The sequence below is a fragment of the Rhodoferax sp. GT1R46 genome, from assembly GCF_056521285.1.
In genome coordinates, this window is the sequence record NZ_JBWMBC010000005.1 from 112,252 (window position 1) to 132,997 (window position 20,746).

General features: G+C 56.1%; 22 protein-coding genes and 1 tRNA gene. 14 read left to right on the forward strand and 9 right to left on the reverse strand.

Going from position 1 to position 20,746, the window contains the following annotated elements:
• Window positions 1-46: 46 nt before the first annotated feature.
• The 3 genes from AC097W_RS12575 (at window position 47) to AC097W_RS12585 (ending at window position 2,382) form a co-directional block, all read left to right on the forward strand.
• A complete protein-coding gene (locus AC097W_RS12575) occupies window positions 47-826 on the forward strand; it encodes an enoyl-CoA hydratase (protein WP_479602905.1) in 780 nt (259 codons plus the stop codon).
• A gap of 58 nt (window positions 827-884) precedes the next feature.
• Window positions 885-961, forward strand: a tRNA-Met gene (locus AC097W_RS12580).
• A 188-nt stretch (window positions 962-1,149) separates the two neighbouring features.
• Complete coding sequence (locus tag AC097W_RS12585) at window positions 1,150-2,382, forward strand: tyrosine-type recombinase/integrase (RefSeq protein WP_479602906.1); 1,233 nt, start codon at window positions 1,150-1,152, stop codon at window positions 2,380-2,382.
• Window positions 2,383-2,529: 147 nt separating this feature from the next.
• Here the strand turns inward: AC097W_RS12585 and AC097W_RS12590 are convergent, their stop codons facing one another.
• From AC097W_RS12590 to AC097W_RS12600, 3 genes are all read right to left on the reverse strand, one after another.
• Window positions 2,530-2,751, reverse strand: a complete 222-nt coding sequence (locus tag AC097W_RS12590) for a hypothetical protein (RefSeq protein ID WP_479602907.1) — start codon at window positions 2,749-2,751, stop codon at window positions 2,530-2,532.
• A 109-nt stretch (window positions 2,752-2,860) separates the two neighbouring features.
• A complete protein-coding gene (locus AC097W_RS12595) occupies window positions 2,861-3,574 on the reverse strand; it encodes a hypothetical protein (RefSeq protein WP_479602908.1) in 714 nt (237 codons plus the stop codon).
• 417 nt (window positions 3,575-3,991) lie between these two features.
• Entirely contained in the window at window positions 3,992-5,077 is a 1,086-nt protein-coding gene (locus tag AC097W_RS12600) for an integron integrase (RefSeq protein ID WP_479602909.1), read from the reverse strand.
• Window positions 5,078-5,183: 106 nt separating this feature from the next.
• Here AC097W_RS12600 and AC097W_RS12605 point away from each other — a divergent pair, with 106 nt between their 5' ends.
• The 3 genes from AC097W_RS12605 to AC097W_RS12615 all read left to right on the forward strand — a co-directional run bounded on the left by AC097W_RS12605 (window position 5,184) and on the right by AC097W_RS12615 (window position 7,007).
• Window positions 5,184-5,603, forward strand: a complete 420-nt coding sequence (locus tag AC097W_RS12605) for a RidA family protein (RefSeq protein ID WP_479602910.1) — start codon at window positions 5,184-5,186, stop codon at window positions 5,601-5,603.
• Between the two features lie 96 nt (window positions 5,604-5,699).
• A complete protein-coding gene (locus tag AC097W_RS12610; protein WP_479602911.1) occupies window positions 5,700-6,227 on the forward strand; it encodes a hypothetical protein in 528 nt (175 codons plus the stop codon).
• A 24-nt stretch (window positions 6,228-6,251) separates the two neighbouring features.
• Window positions 6,252-7,007, forward strand: coding sequence for a hypothetical protein (locus tag AC097W_RS12615; RefSeq protein WP_479602912.1), 756 nt, complete (start codon window positions 6,252-6,254; stop codon window positions 7,005-7,007).
• A gap of 477 nt (window positions 7,008-7,484) precedes the next feature.
• Here the strand turns inward: AC097W_RS12615 and AC097W_RS12620 are convergent, their stop codons facing one another.
• From AC097W_RS12620 to AC097W_RS12635, 4 genes are all read right to left on the reverse strand, one after another.
• Window positions 7,485-8,510, reverse strand: a complete 1,026-nt coding sequence (locus AC097W_RS12620; protein WP_479602913.1) for a hypothetical protein — start codon at window positions 8,508-8,510, stop codon at window positions 7,485-7,487.
• 225 nt (window positions 8,511-8,735) lie between these two features.
• Window positions 8,736-10,709: an AAA family ATPase gene (locus AC097W_RS12625; RefSeq protein WP_479602914.1), complete on the reverse strand. Its 1,974-nt coding sequence runs from the start codon at window positions 10,707-10,709 to the stop codon at window positions 8,736-8,738.
• Window positions 10,710-10,720: 11 nt separating this feature from the next.
• On the reverse strand, window positions 10,721-10,972 hold the full coding sequence (locus tag AC097W_RS12630; protein WP_479602915.1) for a helix-turn-helix transcriptional regulator: 252 nt from the start codon (window positions 10,970-10,972) through the stop codon (window positions 10,721-10,723).
• Window positions 10,973-11,049: 77 nt separating this feature from the next.
• On the reverse strand, window positions 11,050-11,472 hold the full coding sequence (locus AC097W_RS12635) for a hypothetical protein (protein WP_479602916.1): 423 nt from the start codon (window positions 11,470-11,472) through the stop codon (window positions 11,050-11,052).
• A gap of 393 nt (window positions 11,473-11,865) precedes the next feature.
• Between AC097W_RS12635 and AC097W_RS12640 the strand changes: the two genes are divergently transcribed.
• The 7 genes from AC097W_RS12640 to AC097W_RS12670 all read left to right on the forward strand — a co-directional run bounded on the left by AC097W_RS12640 (window position 11,866) and on the right by AC097W_RS12670 (window position 17,949).
• Window positions 11,866-12,225, forward strand: coding sequence for a DUF2789 family protein (locus AC097W_RS12640; protein WP_479602917.1), 360 nt, complete (start codon window positions 11,866-11,868; stop codon window positions 12,223-12,225).
• Between the two features lie 141 nt (window positions 12,226-12,366).
• Complete coding sequence (locus tag AC097W_RS12645) at window positions 12,367-13,518, forward strand: alpha/beta fold hydrolase (RefSeq protein ID WP_479602918.1); 1,152 nt, start codon at window positions 12,367-12,369, stop codon at window positions 13,516-13,518.
• 69 nt (window positions 13,519-13,587) lie between these two features.
• Window positions 13,588-13,914 (forward strand): plasmid stabilization protein, encoded by a 327-nt coding sequence (locus AC097W_RS12650; protein ID WP_479602919.1) that lies wholly within the window; start codon window positions 13,588-13,590, stop codon window positions 13,912-13,914.
• Complete coding sequence (locus AC097W_RS12655) at window positions 13,911-14,441, forward strand: CBS domain-containing protein (RefSeq protein WP_479602920.1); 531 nt, start codon at window positions 13,911-13,913, stop codon at window positions 14,439-14,441. The genes AC097W_RS12650 and AC097W_RS12655 overlap by 4 nt, the downstream gene beginning before the upstream one ends.
• Before the next feature lie 10 nt (window positions 14,442-14,451).
• Window positions 14,452-17,025, forward strand: a complete 2,574-nt coding sequence (locus tag AC097W_RS12660) for an NAD-dependent epimerase/dehydratase family protein (RefSeq protein WP_479602921.1) — start codon at window positions 14,452-14,454, stop codon at window positions 17,023-17,025.
• A gap of 109 nt (window positions 17,026-17,134) precedes the next feature.
• Window positions 17,135-17,485: a DUF1428 domain-containing protein gene (locus tag AC097W_RS12665; RefSeq protein WP_479602922.1), complete on the forward strand. Its 351-nt coding sequence runs from the start codon at window positions 17,135-17,137 to the stop codon at window positions 17,483-17,485.
• 167 nt (window positions 17,486-17,652) lie between these two features.
• Window positions 17,653-17,949: a VOC family protein gene (locus AC097W_RS12670; RefSeq protein ID WP_479602923.1), complete on the forward strand. Its 297-nt coding sequence runs from the start codon at window positions 17,653-17,655 to the stop codon at window positions 17,947-17,949.
• Between the two features lie 52 nt (window positions 17,950-18,001).
• On the opposite strand, the gene AC097W_RS12675 is transcribed toward AC097W_RS12670, so the two are convergent.
• Both AC097W_RS12675 and AC097W_RS12680 read right to left on the reverse strand, forming a co-directional pair.
• Window positions 18,002-19,174: a nucleoside hydrolase gene (locus AC097W_RS12675; protein WP_479602924.1), complete on the reverse strand. Its 1,173-nt coding sequence runs from the start codon at window positions 19,172-19,174 to the stop codon at window positions 18,002-18,004.
• 27 nt (window positions 19,175-19,201) lie between these two features.
• The gene (locus AC097W_RS12680) at window positions 19,202-19,705 is read right to left on the reverse strand and encodes a hypothetical protein (RefSeq protein WP_479602925.1); all 504 of its coding nucleotides are present in this window, start codon (window positions 19,703-19,705) and stop codon (window positions 19,202-19,204) included.
• Between the two features lie 39 nt (window positions 19,706-19,744).
• Here AC097W_RS12680 and AC097W_RS12685 point away from each other — a divergent pair, with 39 nt between their 5' ends.
• The gene (locus AC097W_RS12685) at window positions 19,745-19,987 is read left to right on the forward strand and encodes an EAL domain-containing protein (protein WP_479602926.1); all 243 of its coding nucleotides are present in this window, start codon (window positions 19,745-19,747) and stop codon (window positions 19,985-19,987) included.
• The last annotated feature ends 759 nt before the right edge of the window (window positions 19,988-20,746 follow it).

Here is a 20,746-nt window from a genome sequence, read left to right on the forward strand (position 1 = left end):
TATAGTGTGAAGTCAACACGCAATTTCAAATCGAACGGTTTTCATCATGAACTACGAATGCATCACCACCCGTCTTGAGGGCGACAAGGTTGCCATCATTACCCTGAACCGGCCCAAGGCCCTCAATGCGCTCAACGACCAGCTCATGGACGAGCTGGGCCATGCCCTCAAGGGTTTTGACGCCGATCCGGCCATTGGCTGCATGGTCATCACCGGCAGCGAGAAAGCCTTTGCCGCCGGTGCCGACATCAGCGCCATGGCCAAGTTCACCTTTGCCGAGGCCTACAAAGGCGACTTCATCACCCGCAACTGGGAAACCATTCGCACGATCCGCAAACCCGTCATCGCCGCCGTCAGCGGCTTTGCACTGGGCGGCGGCTGCGAGCTGGCCATGATGTGCGACTTCATCATCGCGTCTGAGAGCGCCAAATTCGGCCAACCCGAAATCAAGATCGGCATCATCCCCGGCGCCGGTGGCACGCAGCGCCTGCCCCGCGCCGTGGGCAAGTCCAAAGCCATGGACATGGCCCTCACGGGGCGCATGATGGACGCGGTGGAAGCCGAACGCGCCGGGCTGGTGAGCCGCGTGGTGCCGCAAGACAAGCTCATGGACGAAACACTGGGTGCGGCCCTGATGATTTGCAGCTTCTCGCAAATGGCCACTGTGGCAGCCAAGGAAAGCGTCAACCGCTCGTTTGAAGGCACCCTGGCAGACGGCATCATGTTTGAGCGCCGCCTGTTCCACAGCCTGTTTGCAACCGCGGACCAAAAGGAAGGCATGGATGCCTTTCTGACCAAACGCGCGCCAAAATTTACACACCAGTAACGACTGGATGGCGTCAATCCGAATGGGCGCCTGAATTTTGGATATAATTGTTGGCTCTGGTGATATAGCTCAGTTGGTTAGAGCGCAGCATTCATAATGCTGATGTCGGTGGTTCAAATCCACCTATCACCACCACCTTTCGGTTTCAGATCATGTCAGGAACCTTCAAAACCCGCTCTGGCTATAGCTGCAGCGGGTTTTTTGTTGTCTGATGTCGGCTCACCTCGTAACATTACATACCAACACTTTGTTGGCATATTTGTTGGTACCTGCAAAAAAACACGGATACCAACCGGCTAGATACCAACAAACTGGGGGGGGTCATGGCTCTTACAGACACTTTCGTGAAGAACAGCAAGTACAGCGGCAAGAGCGCTGGAGACAAGCACAGCGACGGACAGGGTTTGTACCTGCACATATCGGCAACCGGGAAGTATTGGCGTTTGGCCTACCGTTTCACCGAAAAGCAGAAGACGCTTTCCCTTGGTGTCTACCCCGCAGTTTCATTGGCTGAAGCCCGTAAAGGCCGGGATCGGGCCAGAGTGCTATTGTCAGCCGGGACAGACCCTAGCACCGCCAAGCGCGAGGAAAAGGCGGCAAGGACAGCGGGTGGAGAAAACACCTTCAAAGCTATCGCAATGGAATGGTACGGCACCAAGAAGGAGGGATGGTCCGTCACCCACGCCGATACCACGTTGGAGCGTATGGAGAAGAATGTCTTCCCGTGGCTTGGGAAGCGACCCTTGGTAGAGATAGAGGCACCGGAGATATTGACCACGCTCCGCCGGATCGAATCGCGCGGTGCAATCGACACCACACACCGGATCAAGGCCATCATCAGTACCGTATTTCGTTACGCGATTGCCACGGGCCGCGCGGTAAGAAACCCCGCTGCTGATGTCGGGGTGGCGCTCAAAACCACAGTCAAAGGGCACCACCCAGCCATCACCGATCCAAAGCGCTACGGGCAGATGTTGCGGGATATTTATGCCTACTCTGGCAGCAACATCGCGCGGGCGGCGCTGCAAATCCATGCCCTGACCTTCCAGCGTCCCAATGAAGTACGGGATGCCGCGTGGGCAGAAATGGACCTTGAAGCGGGTGTCTGGGTCATTCCTGCGGCCCGCATGAAGAACAACCTTGCGCGAAAGGCGCACGGAGAGGCCCACACAGTGCCTTTGTCAAAGCAAGCCGTTGCCGTCTTGAGAGACTTGCAACCGCTAACGGGCCACGGCGTAAAGGTTTTCCCCAGCGAACGCGGCGAAGGCAGGTCAATCAGCGAAAACACTGCACGCCAAGCGCTGCGGAGCATGGGCTACCTTGACCACGTACCGCATGGGTTTCGGGCGTCAGCAAGAACACTTCTGAGGGAAGCTCTTCACTGGGACAAGGATGTCATTGAGCGTCAACTGGCCCACGGTAGCGATGAGGAACTGGGAGGAGCGTATGACCGCACTCAGTTCTTAGCGGAGCGGGAAAGAATGATGCAGGAGTGGGCAGACCATCAGGACAAGCTGCGCATTGGTGCTGACGTGATCCAGCTAAAGAAGGCATGAAACCACGACACCTTGACGCAGCATTCCACAGCCACATACCGCAATTGCAACCAGTCACACCAGCTTATAAGTAACCCGTTTGTTTTTGACCACGACAGGGTTCCGTGAGCCTCACCGGATCGTTGCCACTACACGTTAGTTAGAACTCTATTGACCCGTTGCCTTTTTGAACTCAGCTATCGCTTTTTCTTTATTGCACGCATCAGAAGATCCATTTTTGCAGCGATCAGCTTGACTACTTTGTTCTTGATTGATGGTTTCCTTGGGATTTGCTGTACGCGCTGTAGGAGCGTTTCCAGCATCACTACACCCCGATAGCCAAGCCAACAGCATTAGTGATATGGTAAAAATTGACGATGATTTGTACATGTAATTTTCTTCTTCTGTTACGACAAAAAAAGCGTTGCCGAACCGCTCTAACAATCAGCGTTTAGCCTTGCTCTAGCGGGCGTAGTGCAGCCAGCTGAATGCGTTGCCGTCACTTTGAAGTGGACTGGGCTTTAGTCTTTTCCTTGGCTGTTGAGGGGCCAGTAATCTGTCCATCGGCTATGTACCTACCACATCGGGCTTCGACATCAGCACGTGACTGTCCATCGTTGTCGAGGTTGCATTTAAGAATCCCAATTGAACGCTTGATCTCTTCGGCGCGGGATCTGGCTGCAGCGACAGAAAATGACTGATCGGAATCGCGCTTTGGAAAGACCGAGATAAATTCCCGCATTAAGTCGCGCGTCTTTTCATCGGGTGCAAACTCCGTGATGCAAATCTTGAATTCAAGCGACTGTGCAGAAGCCATCTGCTCGATCTCTTCGAAAGAGGTCTTCACTCTGACCCACTCCAGTACGTGGCCAGACCCGACGGAACCTTTGTGTTCGGACTCACCAAGCTTGACACGCACGCCGTCGACAAGGCCAACGACGTGATTGCACTCGAGGTATTCCCAATCATCGTGCGTCGAAAAGAACCCAATGGTTACATAGTTGGGCCTAGACGGAGTCGTGCCTTTAAATGACGCATGCAGGCTGAACTGAAGCTGGCCAGTGGGCGGGGACACACCTGGTTTTAGAGAGACGCTGGTGAAGTCCAAAAAACGGTCGTATTCCGACTTCACTTCAGCGTTGGGCTGGGCAAGCGCCTCAGTGGAACCTGCGAGCACGAGTGTCAGCGCTGGCAGAAGATGCATGAGTTTCATAATGATTCTCTGGTAGTAGCTGTCATGGGGTAGTGTGCAGCATGGTTCGAAGGCAACTGTTCAGGCTCGCTTATAAGTAATCCGTTTGTTCTTGGTAGCGATGGGGTTCCGGGATGCACGCCGGATCGTTACCTTTAGAACTCAGTTTTGCTGACTGTGTCTTACCATGCGCCCAAACCTCAGCGAGAGCTTCTGTGAAGAGGCAATCAACTCGGGTTCACCCGTGTTGGATGCACTGGTTGGCCCAAATGACGGCGATGCATCGATTTTTCCAATGGATGCTGGTGCTGACGAACGGCGGCTTACCGGTAGGCTGGTGTAATTTCCAACAAGGGCAATTTGTGTTGGACACCTTTGTGCCGATGTTGTCTCTACGCGAAGCGCCGGCGACTTCAGCAATGCCGCGAAAACGGTCGTTCAAGTTGTCAGTCCGGTGAGTGCATCAAGTGGACTTTTGGCGCCACCCGCTGCCACTTTCAATACATGGGTGTATATCATGGTGGTGCTCACATCCCCATGACCTAAAAGCTCTTGTACTGTGCGTATGTCGGCGCCTGACTGAAGCATGTGCGTCGCAAAACTATGCCGCAGCGTATGCACGGATACATGTTTGGCGATGGCCGCGTGCTCGACAGCAATCTTGAGCTTACGACCCAACCTCTCCTCAAAGAGATGGTGGCGCCGTTCGACGCCACTACGCGGGTCAATAGACAGCGTGGGGGATGGGAATACCCAATGCCAAGCCCACGACTGCCCGGCCCTGGGGTACTTGGCTTCCAAAGCATGTGGCATAGAGACGCCTGCTTGACCGGATGCTCTGTCTGCAGCCCAAAGGCTGCGTGACTTGGCCAATTGCGCTGTCAACACTGGAACTAAGGAAACTGGCAACATCACAATCCGATCCTTGTCACCTTTGCCACTGCGCACAACGATGACCTTGCGATCAAAGTCCACGTCCTTGACGCGCAGACTTAGACCTTCTGCCAAGCGCATGTCGGTGCCGTACAGAAGCTTGGCCAGCGTTCCTTCAACCCCATCCATCAAGCCCAACACAGATTGCACCTCTAGCATCGTCAAGACGACAGGAACACGCTTGCGCTCTGGCGGACGACCAATTGAATTCATCCATTCGAGGTCCTGACCAATGACCTGCTTGTAGAGAAACAGCAACGCATTGAGGGCCTGTCGATGAGTGGCAGGGGAAACTTGCCTTTCATTGGCCAGCATGGTGAGGAAGGACTCGACCTCCCGCTTACCCATATCTTTTGGGTGACGCATGGAGCCGTTGCGGCCATGCCAACGGATGAAAAACCGTGCCCAATAAAGGTAGGCTTTCTCGGTTTGAAGGCTATAGTGCAGGTAGCGAATGCGCTCGCGCAGTTGGTCAAGCAGCCGAATCGAGCGCAAAACGGGAGCGGCGACTTTGTCAGATTCAATATACCTGTACATAAAAACAGTATATTTCTGTAAGTCCATGAAAACAAGAGATTTTTGGATGAACAACGAACCACGTTATCTGACTGGCTCCCTTGTTATCCCGCAAAACTGCGGGATATATCAAAGTTAGGCAGCACAGCACCCACCGCCCTTCTCCTACCCCAAAACATCCATGGCATCCCAAACTCAAAGGCAACTCATCAGTTCCGGCTCACCCTTCGAGGAGCAGATTGCATACTCGCGAGCAGTCGTCCAAGGAGACTGGATTTTCGTTTCCGGAACAACCGGGTTCGACTACGCTTCAATGACCATCTCGCCCAAGGTCGACGAACAAGTCAGGCAATGCCTGGAGAACATCAGCAACGCGCTCGCGAAGGCTGGCTCTTCGCTTGCGGACGTAGTCAGAGTCCACTACATCCTTCCAAACGGATCGGACTTCGAGAAGTGTTGGCCCGTTCTTCAGGAGTACTTCGGAGCGGTTCGTCCTGCAGCCACGATGATCGTTGCGCATCTGCTAGATTCCCGCATGCTCATCGAAGTCGAGGTTACGGCCATGCGTCAACATACTCAGCGGCAACACGGTGCTGCCTAACCCCTCGCTCAACCGGAGAGCCAACGGCAGGCCACCAGGCCCGGGCCTGGCGTCCTGCCGTTGTCTCCCGGTTAGCTCGAACGTTAGCACCCAAAAATGTCACACCGCTATTTATTTCTTGCACTATTTTTGATATTGCCGCGTATAGCTTTTGCTGACTATGGGCTGCCAGCATTGCGCCTTTATTGTCCCGTCGCAGGTGGAGCTATCGAAATCGAGCCGTACATTGCATGGAATGACAACAACTCTCGTTATATAGAGTTCCAGGTAGAGCAGGCTGAAAGCACCTGTTGTCATCATCCGAACCGGGATACCAGTTTCTTTTCATATGCTTGGAAGGACCAAGACTTCATCTATACGCCGTGTGCATCCAAGTCACGGCATCTCGATATATTCGTCGTAAGGGAGGCCATTACAGTAGTCGAAGATGGCGAAGCGCCAATTCAAAACCATGAGATTGGTTACGTTTGGAAGGCGGCCGGAGGCATTTCGTACCTTCAGTCAGATAAAAAGGGCGATTGGGAAATTTGCGAAGGCAGTGAAGTAAATGAAAAGCAGCCAATTGTCTGCAAGGCGCTAACCCGTCGTTCAAACGGGACGCCGCAAAAGCGCGGCGCCCCTTAACTTTACGTTAGACCTCACTCGCTAATGCTTCGCTATATCCTGTCCTTCGCATTCATGTTTGCCGCTATTGCATCGGCGGAAGCAGCGCCTCCGGAAATTCCGCCGGGCCAATATGTCCGTGATGGCGACAGCGGTACGCTCACAATTAGACGGGACGAGCAGAACAAACAGATCTTCGAAATCGAGTCTATTGGAGGGAACTGCCACATCTGCGGGGTTTCAGGTGAGATTCGTGGCGCAACTGGCCACGCTGACAGTTGGGCCGGAGACGGAAGCGACTCAAAGTGCGATGTATCTTTCTCAGCTGGCCGTTCCGCTGTCGACGTTAACCCCATTACTCAGGAAGAGTGTCGTGCCTACTGTGGAGCACGAGCCGGTTTCGACGGCACGTACCGTGTTCCATCGGCAACCTGCACGTCTGCGGGTCGGCGTGCGCAGCGCGATCAATCCCTTCGCTTGTATCGTTCTCATCGCTTTTCCCAGGCAGCGAGCAAACTTCAAGCCCTGATGGCGCAGTGTCGGCCATTCATGAACTGGATCGAAATGGATCAAGTGCGTAACGACCTAGCACTAGCGCAATATCACAATGGCGACTTCTCACAATGTTTGCAAACACTGAATGGCACGTTAGCTGCCGATGTGAAGGACGAAGATGAACTCAAGTCCGGGAACGGCAACACTTACCTTCCACCTTGCGATTTCGATAACTACATCGGTGTGGCTAAGTCGACATGGTTTAACAAAGCACTCTGCACCAAAGCAATGTCAAGGGGACGGTGAGATGGCAAGGTCTAACCTTTCGGCCCACACGGACACACAGCAGCAGGTTGCCGCTGCGCGGCGCTTGCTGCGTGCCGGTGGCCTCCAACGTTAACCTGCCATTTGAGTGACTGCTTCGAGGCGCCGGGAAAGTCGGCTTCCAGCCCATAGCTGACGGCCAGACCGAAAATTATTAAGACTGCTGCTGGCCCACTGGAGGTGCTCGCCTTATCGTAACGGTCGATTCGAAGCCGACACTCATCCAGTGGCGTGCATGACCGGTTATGGTTCACCCGGTTGTTTTCAGTAGGGCCTTTTTTAAGCCTGGCTGAAGTGAGGGCAGAGCGATTGGCAGTCACTGCAAGCGATTTAAAGACTTTAAAAAACGCCCCGCTATAGCCAGGGACTACCTTTGCAGGCACTACCCGCACCGCCAATAGGCCCGCCACGGGCTTTTGTAGGCGGGGCTGGCACCCTATATAGGTGCCAACCAGTGCATTAGCCGCGCACAGCCCTTTTCTTGCTGGGTTTGTGTAGCCCTCCATTGTGGCGGCTTACAACGCCAATACTGTCCATGACAAAGTCCCGCGCCCATTCAGCATGCTTGAGGTTGATGATGGGTAGCCTGCAATCATCGGCCACAGCCAGTAAGGCGGCCACGAGCAGAGCGTTCTCATGCGCGTGGTTCCAAATGCGGCGCGTCACATCACCTACGCTGCCATTGATTACCGAGTCGCAATAGTTGTTAAACGTATCGAGGAACAGTGAGGCTTCCGCGTCAATTCCGACGGATGTGGGGCGATAACAATCCCCCTTGCTGGTTGCAACTTGGCATAAGTTGACGATGCGTTGGAGCAAGACATCGGGGACAGGATGATCCGCATTCTCGTTTGCAGGCGGTCGCACACGGGTGCATTCAATCATCATGAAAGTGTGTATGAAGTCAGTCCCAAGCACAGAAGCGGTGAGCGTCTTGCGAACCCTACCGAGCGTCATTCTGCTTATCAAACTGTATCCAGAACAGGTTGTTGTGTCACGATGCTGCATAGCACCTTGCAAGGCTGCCACGCGGTCGTTTTTAGACGTTGCCATGCCTTCCAGATGGCTGCCAATGTCCCCAACCAAGTTTAAGAAGGAAGGACGTGACGCCAGCGATTTGGTCAATGCAGGGCCGCTTGAGTATTCGCGGAAATCGACGAACTGAGTAATTGCGGGGTCGCTCTTGGACACTGCGCTGACTATGCTACCAATGCCCTGTTCCAAGGCTTTTTCTGCGACGCAGTCTTCGGCAATGAAGACTACGCGCAAATTGAGCCCATGCCTTCCAACTTCAAAGGCTTTGCCGCAAATACCGGCGAGGGTGCCGAGTGCGACCAGGATGGCGACCTCTAGCACTGGTCGCGTAGCCGTGTCGAAAGCGAACTTGGCGAGGTCTCCGGCAACGCCGGGAGGCAGGGATAGACGTGAGGTGGGAGTGGGAGTGGGAGTGGGCGGAATTTGATCGCATTTGGTAAGGGGGTGCATGGGGGGACTCCAATGTTTGCTAACTATGTTTTTTGCTAAATGGAACCCTGCTTCACAGGGGTTAAGTAGTGACCAATTGCTTAAGTTTGGAAACGACAATTAGGCTAATTTTTTGATGATGTTGGGATAGCGCATGGGTGGCACACAGGCACCACCCTAAAGGGTGGGTGCTGTGCGTGCCGTCATATCCCAATGCGCCGCAGCACATGTGCTACCCGTGTGCTGCTACTGTGCTGGCGTGCTGCAGGCCTGTCGTTTTCGGATCGCGTCGGCAATAAGCTTGTTTTGAATCCCAGAGGTAACCCCGGCAAGGCGATAGATGTCATTGTTGACATTCAACCTGCCAAGTTTCACGAGGTCTTTTCGCACGCGCTGAAACGCCACCTTTTTTGCATTGGCCGAGACAGCCATGGACTTGGCATGAAACTCATCACGCCATTGATCAACATGCAGACCGTCGAACTCACCCGCGCTATTCAGTAGTCCCACAAGTACAGCCGCACTGTTGAAGCTGGACAGTCCGTCGGACTGATGCTCAGTAAGCTCCTTTTCACGTGGCGGCAAATCATCATGATCAGGCACAACCACACATGACGTGATGGCGTCCCCGAACTCATCCATGCCCAGCTCTATCACCTCTAAAGCAAACCCATGCGAACCACCGTCGGCCCCGTCTTTGCTCTTTGAAACCTTCCACTCACGGTAGTCTTCACCGCGTAAGACTTCAATGACTGCATCACACGCGGCAAATAAGCTGCTATGACCCCGTAGCCCCCTAGTTGAATCCTTGCCAGTATGGTGAACCAGAACGACAAGCCCCTGAATAAGGCTTTGCAGCAATTTGGCTGCCTCCAGTATTTGTCCCATGTCCTTGGAGCTGTTTTCGTCAGCGGTTGGGGCCGCTCTATTCAAGGTGTCAATAAAAATCACAGTACCTTTTGGAATAGGTGTGGCCAATTCATGCACACTGGTGAGGTCTGTTAGGTTGAATGGCTGGATCATCAGCCGCACTGGGTCCGGCACCTTCCTCCCGTGATGCACTTCCCAAGCTTGCATTCTTCGGCTCAATCCCGCTTCGCCCTCCAGACATATGTAGAGAATACGGGCGGGCTGAATCCGGCACCCAAACCAGTGATCACCCTCGGTGATCGCAATAGCCAAGTCAATCGCAAGGAACGACTTGCCGCTACCGCTCGGGCCATACAGCGCGACCAAACCCTCAGCAGGGAGGACGCCGGACACCAGCCAGCGCAAAGGGGGCATACCTCGCAGGTCATCGGCGCTTAGCAGCTTGAAGCGGGGTATAGACGCGACTGTCTCGCCAACAGTGGGGCCATTTGTCGCCATGTTTGCCAGTAGGGCAGAAAAGTCAACAGGCAACCCATACTTAGCTTTGGCGCTGCTCACCAACGCGGGTATCTGTGCCCGACGTGCTTTCCAACGGTCATCGTGGGGCGCTTGACTGGAATCCATTAGGGCGCGTAGGTGGTTGACCACAGCGCCGTCGTGCATACCTGTTGCCACCAGCGATGCCGCCAAGTCGCGCAGGCTGTCATGGAGCACTTCACCTGTGAGGATGCGTTGCACTAGCTTTGCGTGCCTCTCGTCAGGCGCAGCGATCGTGGTCTCTCCCGTTTGTGGGTTCACCACTTTGTCTGCACGGATTCGATCCGCAAGCTCTGAAAAGTGATTCAGGGGGCCGATTGGTTCGCTCTTGATGCACTGGCCCGTAACTGTGAGATAGCGTGCCGTGGAGTAAAGCTCAACGTCCAACCCTCTAAATTTCCCCTTGGCTCCTGTCTGGAGGTTTTCAGCGTATCCAAACGCCCGCAGGCCGGTTCCGGACGGGCTTTTCTCTATGTAGCCAGCCCCCAGTTCATCTAGTAGCTCCAGTGCGGCAGGGTCTGGCACGCCGTTGGTGACGCAATGGTCAATGTCCACGCCAACCAGTCCGGAACCATTCAAGACAATACCGATGCCAGTGAATCCCCCCTGCTTATAGCTAGTAGTTGCCTGGTCAAATGTCCGCCATGTGGTGGGGTCGGTCGAACTGGCTCGACTGTTGGGGCTTCCAGCTATGTAGGGTACTTTGCGCGGCTTTTCGCTCGGGTTTCCTTCGGCCCGCCAGTTCACGAACGGGCGCGAGCGAAGCTCTAGGGGGATGTTGTCAAAGTTTGGAGTGAGAAAGAAGTTGGACATGGCACCACCTCTTACGCTGCCGACTGGACGGCCATCCATTGGCGAACGTCGCTGCATTTCCATGCAGTCACACGTGCAGACAGCTTGACTGGTGCAGGGAACGTACCAGCGCGCACCATGCGCCACAATGTCGCTGCTGAAAAAGGGACGACCTCTAAGACATGCGATTGCCGAATGAAGCCGGTATCAGGCCGGGTGTCGAATCCCGGTTTGGGTTTGCTGATTTCCGTCAGTTTATGAACGGGCGCGGTGAGTTTTGGCATGGCTTGGGGCCTCCTGTGAAGATGCCCCTGATTAAATCGACACCAAACAAAAACGCGAACCCAAAACCCCCCGATAGTTATGGGGTGAGACTCCAATTCGGATGCCCAATTGATTTCCAAACTTCATAGGTCATGCTGGGGCCCAGCCTCTCAACTAACCTGCGAATGGCATCAGGCTTCGCATTTCGCCGCTTCGCAACCGCTTCACAAGCCGCTTGTTTCGGGTCAGCTTTTGATCCTGTAGATTCAAGCCTCTTCCGCTCTGCAAACACCTCTGAGGCAATTACTCGCTCCACTCTCCCGCTGTATTCGACGGGTCTACCACCACGTTTTAGCGTGCTAGAAGCCAGATCCGCCAAAAATTCCCTCGCAAAGTCTGGTATCGGCCGCGCGACGTCGCGCAATAGGACCGCTAACGGTGCCGGGTCGCGCTCTTTGCCGCCCTGCATCCATTGATAAATTGCCCATCCCCATCGTTCTTTGTTGAATTCGTCTTTCACGGCAATTGCTCCTATGACAACGTTCTAAGAACTCGATCCACATGAATTTGCGGGAACAATGCGCTCTTCCCCCCTGTTGCCGTCATGACAGCAAAAATTAGCTCGCTATCAGACATAAAATCGATAGTACTTTGCTGTGCCCCCGGAGCGATAAGTTCTGAGTCATCTAAAGACAACAGTTTATTTTTTGTTGGTATTTTTGTTGGTATTTTTCAATAACACCTTGGATAAACCTAGGAACCATGCGGGTTTTCGGGCGATTTGCGGCGGCACCTATCCCATCCATTTTTAGCCAAACTCATTTCAGTTTGGCTTTTTTTTCCAAATCCCCAACGTTTTCAAACACTTACGGCAACTGCCTCTTGAGTGGTGTGCTCCTGTTTTTGCGTCATATTGGGCGTTTTTGGCCCAAAAACCCGCGTTTTCTCTCACTTCAGCAATCTGTTTGCCCAATTGGGGCTGGCCGACGATGCATCGAGCATTGCGGATTTTTTGACCAAGCACAAAGGCATGGCTGCCGGTATGAGGTTGCCGGACGCGCCCTACTGGACACTTGCGCAGGCCGAATTTCTAAGGGAATCACTGGTTCAGGATTCCGATTGGACGAGCTTGGTCGATCAACTCAGCAAGGCTTTGCTGGCTGAAACGCCGCATCAGACACCCGACTTAGACCCCCGGCATTTCACAGAACCACTCCACCAAAAAATGAATAAAGATTGCCACTTCATGGCATGGCAACATCCATCGGCATAGGGCGGAAAGACGAGCTATTCACTGTGATCGGAAATGTACGCTGCCGCACCGACAGTATTTGTACCCTTGGCATAACGTCGCCCAATAGTTGACAGACCGAGCCTCCTGCTCATTCCCTTGTTAACTGAACTGGAGAAGCATATGAATCTATCGAGCACCCCATTGCCAAGTACCCTATCGGCTGACTCGGACATGGCAGAGCAGGCCAACCCCGGCCACGGTATCCCCTCGCAGGACCCAGATGCGGCGGCGCAGACTCCGTTGGAACCCCAGGATGTCGAGCGCGAGGCTAACTCTGTGCTGATCGGTGGCGGCGTGATGGCAGGTGCGGCCACGGGTGCCGCCATCGGGGTTGCGGTGGCCGGTCCAGTCGGCGTTTTGGTCGGAGCCTCGCTGGGTGCGGTTGCCGGTGCGCTGGGCGGAGCCGCTGCCGGAGCTGTGGCGAACGCAGAGGATTCGAACAGTCTCGACACTGTGCCTGCGGACAACGTGCACCTCCACATCGACGACAGCGGTGGCGATGGCCGACCGGTGGTGCTGATTCATGGCTGGCCGCTGTCAGCCCAAGCCTGGGAACCGCAGGTGTCGGTGCTTCGAGCCGCTGGTTTTCGCGTGGTGGCGTACGACCGACGAGGCTTCGGGCGTTCAGACAAGCCGGAGTCAGGTTACAGCTACGACACGCTGGCAGACGATCTGCAAAGGGTGATAGTCCAATGTGGACTGCAAGATGTGACGCTGGTGGGTTTCTCCATGGGCGGGGGCGAAGTGGCACGCTATGTCGCACGCCACGGCGAATCGCGCCTGCGCAGCGTGGTATTTGCCTCAGCCGTACCACCTTACCTGATGAAGACTGTCGACAACCCCGAAGGGCCGCTTACGCCCGAGAAGGCGCAACAAAAGAAACACGCGCTTGAGCAAGATCGAAGTGCCTATTTCGACCAGTTCACCCAGAATTTCTTTTCCGCAAACGGGGTGCTCCAGGTCACCGAGTCGCAGCGCAGCGAAGCGGTCGCCATCTGTCACCAGTCAGCGCAGCATGCGGCCTTGGCGTGCATGGACTCGTTCAGCACCACCGACTTCCGCGAAGACCTGAAGAAGCTAGCCGTGCCAACGCTGGTGATTCACGGCGATGCCGACGCGATCGTACCCATCGAGGGCTCGGGCCTGCGCACCCACCGCGCCGTGCACCACAGCCAACTGGTGACGGTGAATGGTGCCCCCCACGGGCTGAACCTGTCCCATGCGAAGGCATTCAACGATGCGCTGCTTACGTTCCTGCGGACGCGTCCCTGAAGAACAGCCATCGGTCGGATCAGTTTTACGGATTTCTCCTGCCCAATTCAAACCCTAAAAGGATCTTTCATGCCGCAAAAAGCCTGGAGCGCCAAGCGCGAACGTCAGTACACCCACATCAAGGACAGCTTGCTGGAAGGCGGCAAGCCTGAGTCTGTGGCCCAAGAGATCGCGGCGCGGGTCGTCAACAAGGAGCGGGCGCAGCACGGTGAATCGGTGACTGCCAGCGCCTCTTCGATCAACGACATGCCCGCAGGTCGACGTGGTGGCTTGCGCTCCCACCAAGGACCCGGTGGTCGAACCGTACTTCAGCTTCGCAATGAGGCACGTCAGCGCGGACTGAAGGGGCGTTCCGCAATGAACAAAGCGCAGCTTGAAACTGCCCTTTCGAAATGACTACGCCGCCACCCCTCACTCCTGACACGGGTAGCCCCGAAAGCCCTCCGGTGGCCGCAGCAGAGGCGCGAACCGTAGCGCCTTTGCTGGTCAGTAGCATAGAAGCTGTGGCTCAATCGCGGCTGTTTACAGTGCCTTCGGATGCGACGCTCGTAGAAGTGGCTGCGCGCTTATCCGGCGCGCAAATCAGCGTAGTGGTGGTCTGTGATGCGGCGGGTGCGGCAATGGGCATCATCACCGAAACCATACTGGTTAGGCGCTTGGGTATGGGTCAGGCCGACTTCTTCACCACCCATGCCGGAGACGTGATAACGCAAGATTTCACAACCTGCGCGCCCGAGGAGTTGCTGTCCGATGTACTGGCGACGATGCACGCGCGCGGCCTCATTCACGTGCTGCTAATGGGTGCTGACAACCATCCAACGGGGGTGCTGAATGCGCGCGACGGGTTGCGGGCGCTTCTGGCCGCTGGCAACCACGAAGAGGCGCTACTGCGCAACTACGTGATGGGCATAGGCTACCAATGACAACACGAACGTGAGCGCCACCCCAATCAAGCCCATCGTCCTGATCACCGGGGCCAGTGGCAACCTGGGTCGCTCGGTGGCCAAGGCCTTGGGTGGTCACTACAAAATTGTGGGCCTGGACCGCGAGGCCAAAGAGGTAGCGACGGACAGCGACGACTTCCCCGTTTTGGCTGTTGATCTCGGTGCGGATGAATCGGTGGTGTTGGCGCTACAGGCGTTTCGCGCGACACACGGTTCGCACATTGCCAGCGTGGTGCACTTGGCCGCCTACTTTGATTTCACCGGTGAAGACAACCCACTGTACCAATCAGTCAACGTGGACGGGACGCGGCGTTTGTTGCACGTGCTGCAGGGCTTTGAGGTGGACCAGTTTCTGTACCCCAGCACCATGCTCGTTCACGCGCCCTGCAAACCGGGTGAGCGCATCAATGAAGGGCAGCCCATCGCCCCGGGGTGGGCCTATCCAAAGTCGAAGGCGGCCGCCGAGGCCGTCGTGCGCACGGAGCGTGGGCACATCGCCGCCGTCATCCTGCGGCTTGCAGGTGTCTACGACACGAACACGATGGTGCCCACCATGGCGCAGCAAATGGCCCGCATCTATGAGCGCGACCTGCAGAGCCACCTGTATTCCGGCAGCACGCTGGTGGGCCAGTCCGCGCTGCACCGTGACGACATGCTGGATGCGCTCAAACGCACCGTGGACCGGCGCGGCGTGCTGCCGCCCGATACTGAAATCCTGATCGGCGAGGCCGAGGCGGTCGGCTACGGCGTGCTGCAAGACACCTTGGGCCAACTGATGCATGGCGCCAACGAATGGGTCACGCTGCAGGTCCCCAAGCCGCTGGCCGCAGCGGGTGCCTGGGTGCAGGGCCAGTTGGAACCTTTGGTGCCAGATGCCATCGACGGCGGCAAGCCACCCTTTGTGCGGCCGTTCATGGTGGCCATGGCCGACGACCACTATGCGCTCGACATCCGACGCGCACGCCTGTTGCTGGATTGGGAACCGACACACCGCCTTGCCGATGCGTTGCCACAGATGGTGAGCAACCTGAAGGCCGACCCGGCCGCCTGGTACACCGCCAATGGCGTCGTGGCGCCGGGATGGGTCACCAGCGCTATGGATGCCGAAGCGTCGAAATCCTCCGAAGCGCCCGCCGCGCCAGCGCCGCCCATTGCCCCCGTGGGAGATGGAAACCCGGACGTGCTGCGCACACACCACGATGCCCAGCGCCGGGACGAGCACGGCGCCTGGCGCTGGGCGCACTTTGTCAACATCGGCCTGGGTACTTGGTTGCTGACGCAACCCCTGTTGATCGGCGTTCAAGAGACCGGACTGCGCGTCAGTGAAATGGCCATGGGTCTGTTGTTGATGGCGGCTGCGGGCCTGGCGCTCTCCTGGCGCGCCGTGTGGGCGCGCTGGCTGTGTGCGGCAATCGGCACGGTAGTGATGGCGTTGCCCTTTTTGTGGTCCACCGCCAATGGCGCGGCATACCTTTCGGACACGCTGGTGGGCGCCCTCATCTTCGGTCTGGCTGTGTGCAGCAAGCCCGAGCCGGGGTCATCGGCCATCGCGGCACTGACAGGCCCCACCGTACCGCCGGGCTGGAGCTACAACCCGTCCGAATGGAGCCAGCGGATACCCATCATCGTTCTGGCGTTGCTGGGCCTGTATGTTTCGCGTTATCTGGCGGGCTACCAGTTGGGGCACATCCCTGGCGTGTGGGACCCTTTCTTTACCGGGTCGCCCGCTGACCCGCGCAACGGCACTGAAGAAATCGTGACGTCCTGGGTGTCAAAAGCGCTGCCGGTGTCTGATGCGGCGCTGGGCGGCTACACCTACCTGCTGGAAATTCTCACCGGCCTGGTGGGGTCGCGTCGCCGCTGGCGCACGGCTCCCTGGCTGGTGCTGTTGTTCGGCCTGATGATCGTGCCGCTGGGTATGACAACCATCCTGTTCATTGTGATCCAGCCGGTTGTGCTGGGTACCTGGAGCACGCTGGCGCTGGTGGGTGGCGCGGCAGTGCTGATTCAGATCCCGTATTCGCTGGACGAACTGCTGGCCACCTGCCAGTTCTTGCGCCGCCGCGCCCTTGCGGGCAAGTCGTGGATGCGGGTGCTGTTCGTCGGGGATACCGATGACTTGCCTGCCGCTGGTGCGGCCAGGCCAGTATTGGCCGGTGACAGTGACGACGAGTTCGACCGTCCGCTGGGCGCAGTCTTGAAAAGCATGCTCGGTGGTGGCGTCAGCCTGCCCTGGAATCTGGCCTTGGCGGGCACTATTGGCCTGGCACTGCTGTTCACCCGCGTCACGCTCGGAACCGACGGCACCCTAGCTCATGCCCACCACATCATCGGCTGCCTGGTGTTGACGGTGTGCGCCATTGCAGCGGCCGACGTGGCCCGGCCGGCTCGGGCACTGAATGCGGTGCTCGGCGTGGGTCTGGTGCTGGTGCCATTCGTGTTCAGTGGCAACACGGTGACAACCGCTGTTACCGTTGGACTGGGGGTGGCTCTGGTTCTTCTCAGCATTCGCCGTGGGCCTATAAAAGAGAATTACGGCAACTGGAATCGCTGGTTGGTCTAGCACTGACAGTGCAGCGGTACGCTGAAGCGTCTACCCATGGTTTGCCATCGCACAGACCTGGCTCCACTGGCACCGCAAAGTGCATTTCTATCAACCATTTTGGAAAACCATGAACTACATCGATGGATATCTGATTCCAGTGACAGCAGGAAACAAAGAGGCCTATCGCGACCAGGCGACCAAGGCGGCTGCGCTGTTCAAAGAATTTGGCGCAACACGCGTCGTGGAATGCTGGGGCGATGCTTTACCGGATGGCAAGGTCACCGATTTCAAGCGCGCTGTCAAAGCCGAGGGTGAAGAAAACGTGGTCTTCTCATGGATCGAGTGGCCCTCGAAAGCGGCGCGCGATGCAGGCAATGAAAAGTTTATGAACGACCCGCGCATGAAGGCGTGGGGCGAAATGCCTTTTGATGGCAAACGGATGATCTACGGCGGCTTTGAGCCGCTACTGGACGCGTGATCGACGATCGCTTCAAATTCACCACCACCCGAGAGGAATTCACTATGAAGGTTCAAGCCTACGTATCTTTCAGCGGACGTTGCGAAGAGGCGCTGGAGTTCTACAAAAATGTCATTGACGCCAAAATCACGAGCTTGCACCGCTGAAAGGAAAGCCCTGACGAGGCCATGAAGTCGCCACCCGGCTATGAAGAAAAAGTCATGAATGCAACTTTTAGAATTGGCGAAACCGAGCTGATGGCCGACGACGGCATGGGTGAGAAACAAACCGAGTTCAAGGGGATGACGCTCGCGATCGAGGTGGCCGACGACGCCGAAGCTAAACGCATTTTTTTGGCGCTTGGTGAAGGCGGGATGGTCACGATGGCCCTGGCGAAAACGTTCTGGACCTCTTCATGCGGCATGTTGACCGACAAGTTTGGTGTGCCGTGGATGCTGAATGTGGCAATGCCGAAGGCGCAATAAAGAAACCGCCAGGAAGGCAACCCGCAGTGTGAGCTCTGCGTTTTGCGCGGCTTCAACGGGGCTTCGAATTCAGGGTCAGATCAGTGAGCGCCGCATCGTGAATTCCCGCGCTCGCGCTTGGGCAAAACACAGCTCGATGGTCAGACTTGTCCTGCTCGCCGCCGGTGAGTTGATCCACAAAAAGCCCCGTATTGCCGAGGAGCCAGCGCCACATCCAGGAGTGCTTGCTGATGCTGTGCCGTACCTGTGCGCAACGGAATAGCTCTGGATGAAGCAGGTAAGCCGCCGCGGTCAGGTCAAAAGAGAAGAAGCCAGGTTGCCCGATTTCTTCGTGCCAAAACGACAACCACTCGCGGGACCTTTCGCTTACCCAAAGCGCCGCCGAACCAGCACGAGCCATTGCATTGAGATCAGCGTCAGTGATGGTTAACGCCTGCGCAGCCTCATAGGGAACAAACGTCATTCGAATGCCAAGTGCGAGAAGCTCCGCTGCTGCCGCACGGTCCTTGGCAAAGTTGAAGTCCTTGAATACGGGGCCGTGGCCGAAAACCATGCGGGCCACACCGCCTTCAACGGGATGGAATACATGCCCGGACCGTTGGCCCATGACCGCGACAATTTCACGAACCTGCGGAGCAATGGCAGGATGGCTTCGCAGGGCGGCTGCAATGTTCGTGAGCGGACCGAGTGCAACGATTGTCATCGGTGCTTCGGTAAGTGCGTTGCGAATGGCGCGCTCAGCCAAAGTCGGATCGATGGGGTTGTTGCCATCCAGACTTGAACTTCGACCGCGGAACACCAGTGGAAGTTGAAAACCTTCGCTGGCGAGTCGCGAAACGAGATCGCGTGTGGTGCGATCAGTCACCTCAATCGCCGCGTTCCCAAAAATGGTCGAAATACCTGCCACCTGCAAGCCTGGCGCTTTGATCAGTGCGAGCAGGGCCAAGCAGTCATCCGGGTCGGTGGTTCGACTGGCTCCACACGCCGCGTCGGTATCGATCCAGATTCGTCGGCCTGTGACAGCATGGGCGCCTGCAGGTGCCAAAGTAAGCGGTTTGATGTCCCCCCGCCCGCTTCTCCAATCTGTCACTGGTAGTGTCAGCACCACGGCAATCACGAGGGCCAATCCCAGCACAACCACCAATACAGTTAAAAGCTTGCCCGATACTCGCAACGGATACCCCCTTATCCTCGTTTCAACACCAACACTGCGAGAAACCCGCAACGCTTAAGGTGGGTGCACTTGCGATGGTCACTTTAGTTTTGTGTCTTCTAGCTTCACTTCCGCCATGGCCTCCGGTTCGAGTTCTTCGGCGTATCGATTCATCCGTACGAACAGGCCCCAGCAGGCGAGTAAAACTCCGGCAGCAAGCACGATGCTCGCTGCGTACAGCATGTGCTCGGGGTCTTTGTACGACGCCTTGAAGGTTGCGACCAAGCCTTCAATGGCCAGCGCAACCACAATGACAACGAGAAACCTTGACAGGAAACGCCGCACGCGAGTTGGCCCACTTATATGAGCGTCGCGTAAAACTTCCTCTTCCGCGATGGTCTGTGCAATCTGCAACGCCACCACTGCCGCTGCCAGTAGGCCCACAGCTTCAATAATTTGCTGTGCGGCATTGCGATCCAGTCCGCCCGAAAAGGCTTCCCAGCCAACCTTTGCGGCGATGATAATGAGCATGGATGCGGCGCAGGCGAAGAGAATTGACATCAGACCGTGGATGATCGTAAACGCTCGCAGAAAGGATTTCATTGGGAGATGATGACACAGAAGTAAAAGAACAATGGTTCTGTGCACCTCAACAAACTGCGTTTAACTTGCGCGCAAAAGATTGATCAATCGTTCGTACGCGAACTTGCAACCGATAAAAGTGATCAAGCGATCGTACGCACCATCATCGCGATGGCGCAGAACCTGAACCTGGATGTCATCGCAGAAGGTCAAGACAAAGGAACAACAGCGCATCCTCCTAAACGAGGGATGCGCCGATTGGGCCGCAAACGCCATCTCACTGGAGTCGAAATGGGCAACTAGTAAGCAGCCATTCGTGAGCGGATCTTGTAGACCTATATGCATACCTATATTCATAAGGGTCTATGGCCGAACTCGCGATGGTGACTTAGAGTGTCGGGAATCAACTAAGTTCCAGCCCCTGCTGCTCACTTTTCAGAGTTGCTCGTTGATCGACCCATCTGCCAGCGAGACAAGCTAGAGCCAACTGCTCTAGTTTCAGATTTTCACATCCATTGGTAAGACATGATTCGACAATTTCCGGAGACAGCCGTGTCAATCGTGCCGTCCGGCTAGCTTGGCCGAGATCAACGCCTTCCGCTGAAGCAATTTCCGTCAACGACCGATACCTAAAGGCCTATCCAAATGGTCGTGATGGTATTGCTACCGCAACCCGCTTACTCACCATGAAGCGACCTGATTTATTTGTTTGTGTTGACTCGGCTAACAGACGGTTGCTGGCACAGGACATCGGCATCACGCGTCCGGACAAGCTGGATTACGAACGGTACTGAGAAGAAGTCATCCTTTGCCTCCGTGATGCCACTTGGTGGCAGTCTTCTGAGCCAACCATCGATATCGAAAAGGCCGTGTGGCATGGAAGATCTGCAATGCTCGACGCGATTTTCTACGAACAGAGCAAGTTATTAATTTAAAAAATCACCGTTGGGAAAGTATCAGCCCACGACAACACCGCTGTGCAGTGCGGAGTCGGCTCGATACCAGCCTTACTTTGACTACCTTGGCAGGTGCGGCAGCGGCTCTTGACTAGCGCATCAAACT